The following is a 4,209-nucleotide window of genomic DNA, read 5'->3' as shown; positions in this document are numbered from 1 at the left end:
AGGACGGCCCAAGGCGAGACAGCTTCAATTGTTCTAGGCTGGATTGCGGAAGCGAGTATTTCTGAAGAGCCCGGTGCGGGAATACCGCACGCCGGGATCTGTGCGGGGGTTGCTGGGTAACTGGCAGTCCTACCGCGATGGTGGCACAAGCGGCCTGGATGAAAGGGAGGTGACATGGACAAGAGTAGTTTGATCAAGATACAGTTAATTCTACTGACTTTTCCTGTGGCTATCGCTTGTGTAGCATGTCGTCCCCACGTCAATACTAATCCTCCGGACGGCTTGACAGAGAGAATTCTGTACTGCTCTGAAAGCGATAGAGGTCAAGAGATCTACATAGTGGGCACGGATGGGTCAGGTCCACTGGGCTTGACCAATGCGCCTGACAATACACACAACTGTGAGAACCTGGTCTGGCATCCAGATGGACAGCAAGTGGCATTCTTGTCTGACCATGACGGGGTTGTTCGTCAAGTATATCAGGTAAGTATAGATGGCTCTGGCTTGCTGAACTTGAGTAGCAAGTACGATGTCGGCAGCGATTTCTCATGGTCACCAGATGGCCAGTTAGTTGTCTTTACCTCCTCTGATGGGATTTACACGATGAGAGATGATGGCTCGGAGCGCAGGAAGGTGCACGACTATTCTTTGACCATACCTCGCTGGTCGCCAAATGGTCAGTACATTGCCTTTGGTGCAGAAGAGAATGGCAAAGGCGTCATATATGTGATCAACGCGGATGGGACAGAGGTTCGCCAAGTTGCCCAAAGTCGTGGTAGCAGTATGTACAGCTCATTGTACCTTGATTGGTCACCAGATAGCAAAAGAATCACTTTCCGTGCAATGCTTGACGACAACAACTATGAAATAGCTGTAGCCAATGTGGATGGTTCAGATGAAATCATACTGACCAATACTCCGACCAAGGATGATTGGCCGAGTTGGTCGCCTGATGGCAGGCAGATTGTTTTCTACTCTGACCGTGATGGCAATTCGGAAATCTACAAGATGAATGCAGATGGCTCGGATCAGGTGAGGCTTACCCATAACTCGACATCTGATATGTCACCAAAGTGGTCACCTGACGGTGCAAGAATCGCATTCGTGTCTGGAGACTTCGGTGACAAGCAGGTCTTCATAATGAATGCAAACGGTTCAGCACGTACGCAGCTAACGCGCGATGCAGGGTCCAAGTGCTGCATTAGCTGGCAGCCATAGTTGGTGCCGCCCAACCCGCGCTGCAGGCGACGCCGCTGAGCAGCCTTGTATCGGGACGCGATTTGGTTATGTGAGGGGTCTTTGAGGGTAAGGCTCGACGGGTAACCCGCGCCGCGCCTGAGCTTTGCCGTTAGTGGGCCATAAACATAAAGGACAGTTTTCATGACAGTCAAAAGACAAGATTCAGAAACTTTCAAAACGTCAAAAGAAAATATCTGGACTATATTGGATGAAATTCTTGACGATGGTCAAAAAGCGTATAGCTATATCAATACACGTATAATCCAACACGATGATACTATTCACACAACAATTGAACACGACTATTCCCCCTTCACTCTTTCCACCCAACTCAAAATTACAATACAAGACAAAGGTGATAGTACAGTAGTTACAGCTTATACAACCTCTCAATGGTTTATTATTGGCGACATATTTAATTACTATCGTAAATACATTCGAGATCTATTCAGATCAATTGAAATCAAAATCAAACGTCAAGCCTAACAAATCGTTGGTGCAACACGAGGCTGTTGGTGTAGCTGTTGCACCTTGAAAAAGTGATACAACCGGTTGTTCTGCCAACCGTACCCTACCCAGACGTGCGTCGCTTGACAACCGCAGGCAGCAACACCCAAAGACCCCATCCTCTCTGCAGGCCAAGAACGCACAAGAAAGCGAGGTCGAAACCCTCACCGGCCTGCTGCCGGACGGACGCCCGGTCCGCACCGGAAGCGCCATCTATACACTCAGTATCGGCCTGGACGGCGAATACAGGTACAATGTCAAGGCGAACAAGCGCATAGATCGAGCGGTGAATCAGGAAGGCGCGTTTCGGGGTCACATTGTTAACGCCGAGAATATTGCAAGACCAGCAACGAGTTGGTCACAATGTGGAACGAAGAGCATCCCGATGACCCGATCACTTGAGACGGGTGTCGGGATGCTGTTCTGATTGGGTGCAGGGACAGCGCTCCCTGCATCTGGTTTTGGGTTGGGGGATTTGACTTTTGGTGGTGCTTGGTGTATAGTTTTTTGTCTAATGTGGTTACACGTTCTGGTTGAACAGGAGGTTAAAGATGGACCGATGGAAGTACTTTGACATAACACACCGGGAACACGTTCTCTGCAACCCGATGAGTGTTGAGAAATTCGAGGAGCTGATTGCTCTGCTACGGTTAAAGCCAGGCACACGGGTGCTTGACATTGCCACAGGTAAGGCCGAGTTTATCATCCGGCTGGCGGAACGGTATGAGATTGAAGGCATAGGAATCGATCTCTCGCCGCACCATATTTCGGATGCCAGGGAAAAGCACAGAGAACGCATTCCAGATGCTCAGTTGACGTTCTTGGAGATGGACGGAGCGAATTATGAGCCGGAGGAACCGGAGAGTTTTGATCTAGTGGCCTGCATTGGAGCGAGTTGGATCTATGGCGGCCACGAGGGGACGCTCAAGGCGCTGAACGAGATGGCAGCGCCAGGAGGATGGGTGGTCGTGGGGGAGCCGTACTGGCGACAAGAACCAGCAGCAGAGTACTTGGAAGCCATCGAACAAGAACAGAGTGCGTTTGGGACGCACTTGGAGAATGTAGAGATAGGGCAAAAGCTCGGGCTAGAACTGGTCTACACGTTGCTAAGCAACCAAGATGATTGGGATAGATATGAGGGGTTGCAGTGGTATGCGGCAGCAGAGTGGGCAAGCGAGCATCGGGGTGATCCTGACGTGGGAGAGGTGTTGAAGCGAGTACGAAAGAATAGAGAAAACTACCTAAAGTGGGGGCGGGAGACGCTTGGATGGGCGATCTACAAGTTCAAGAAGGATGCTTCTGGCAGATAGCGGGCGGCCCAACAACTCGCTAAAGCTGACGCAGCTTACAGCGAGGTTCGTTCGTCCCGCTAGTTGTGCTTGATAACAATTTGGCATCCCGATTGAGATCCGTTGCGGTCACATTGTGAATCCCTTGACCCGCGATCCGCACACCAACCAATCGCTGAACCTGACCTTGCTATTTCTTGATCTGAGCAATGCGATACCCGAAAAGGAGTCACAAGTTTGCCATTTTTCGTCCGCTTGACCCACAAGGCGGGTTAGTTCAGCAGTTATGGTGCGACAAAAATAAAGGGGCGGAACCGGCAATTATACGTGCAGAAAGGAGGGATAGAAAAAACATAAAAATATCGGCCCTTTCTGTAAGGATCGGAATCGGCAATTATATGTGCAAAAAGGAAAGAAATACGTAGTAAAAACAGGATATTGGCATAACAATGCGTTGCACCTGACGGCTTTGCCGTTGAACGCCATATAAATAATCGAGTCGGAGCTATGCGACGGAATGAACAGTCATTGCTGGCATTGTGTGAGGCAACGTCAACAAATAGCCAAGCTGAAGGTTAAGCGGCTGACAGCGCGGGTTGCAAATATCATGTATCATTGTCAATAAAAAATCTTATCACAACAGGAGAACATAAAATGGCGAAATCATACACAGCTAACATCAATATGAGCGTATACGGTGCGGCAGATGATGGTGAAGAGTATTGCCACGAAATCTTTTTAACCAAAGGTTCCTATGATATCAATTTAGAAGCAGATGATACGGATGTCGATTTAGACTTGTACATTGCGGATAATGAAGGTAATATCTTGTTTGAAGATGAATCAGAAGATTCAGATGTATCAGTTGAGGTAGAAATTTATAATGAAGGAGTCTTACGCTTCTATGTAAAAGCTTTCGGGGATACAAAATACACCATTAACATTAGCGAACAAGATTAACCCTTAGATTTACCTCTGAACCTTGTTACTCGTGCCTACCCAACTCCCAATAAAGCCGACCCTGAAAAGCGGGCGGCTTATCTCCCTATGTGCTAATATAAGTGAGACAACTCCTCTCAATAATTTAGGGTATAATAAAGAGATGAGGAGAGAAAAAGATGTCTCAAAACGAGAAAGAAACAACAAATATGTCAGATCCAGAAGTGATTCCAGT

At 48.2% G+C, this 4,209-nt stretch carries 4 protein-coding genes; all 4 read left to right on the top strand.

Annotation, left to right across the window (positions count from 1 at the left end; all coding sequences use genetic code 11):
* Positions 1-174: 174 nt before the first annotated feature.
* The 4 genes from GY843_RS19505 (at position 175) to GY843_RS19490 (ending at position 3,995) form a co-directional block, all read left to right on the top strand.
* Positions 175-1,218: a DUF5050 domain-containing protein gene (locus GY843_RS19505; RefSeq protein ID WP_297312186.1), complete on the top strand. Its 1,044-nt coding sequence runs from the start codon at positions 175-177 to the stop codon at positions 1,216-1,218.
* A 162-nt stretch (positions 1,219-1,380) separates the two neighbouring features.
* Positions 1,381-1,725: a hypothetical protein gene (locus GY843_RS19500; protein ID WP_297312184.1), complete on the top strand. Its 345-nt coding sequence runs from the start codon at positions 1,381-1,383 to the stop codon at positions 1,723-1,725.
* A gap of 572 nt (positions 1,726-2,297) precedes the next feature.
* Positions 2,298-3,056 carry a cyclopropane-fatty-acyl-phospholipid synthase family protein gene (locus GY843_RS19495; RefSeq protein WP_297312182.1) on the top strand — a complete coding sequence of 253 codons (759 nt, stop codon included), beginning with the start codon at positions 2,298-2,300 and terminating at the stop codon, positions 3,054-3,056.
* A gap of 633 nt (positions 3,057-3,689) precedes the next feature.
* Positions 3,690-3,995 carry a hypothetical protein gene (locus GY843_RS19490; RefSeq protein WP_297312181.1) on the top strand — a complete coding sequence of 102 codons (306 nt, stop codon included), beginning with the start codon at positions 3,690-3,692 and terminating at the stop codon, positions 3,993-3,995.
* Positions 3,996-4,209 lie beyond the last annotated feature (214 nt).

It is taken from the genome of Neptuniibacter sp., from assembly GCF_024231755.1.
Lineage (GTDB): Bacteria > Pseudomonadota > Gammaproteobacteria > Pseudomonadales > Balneatricaceae > Neptuniibacter.
The sequence above is the reverse complement of the archived record's forward strand: the minus strand, read 5'-3'. Positions and strand labels throughout refer to the sequence as shown.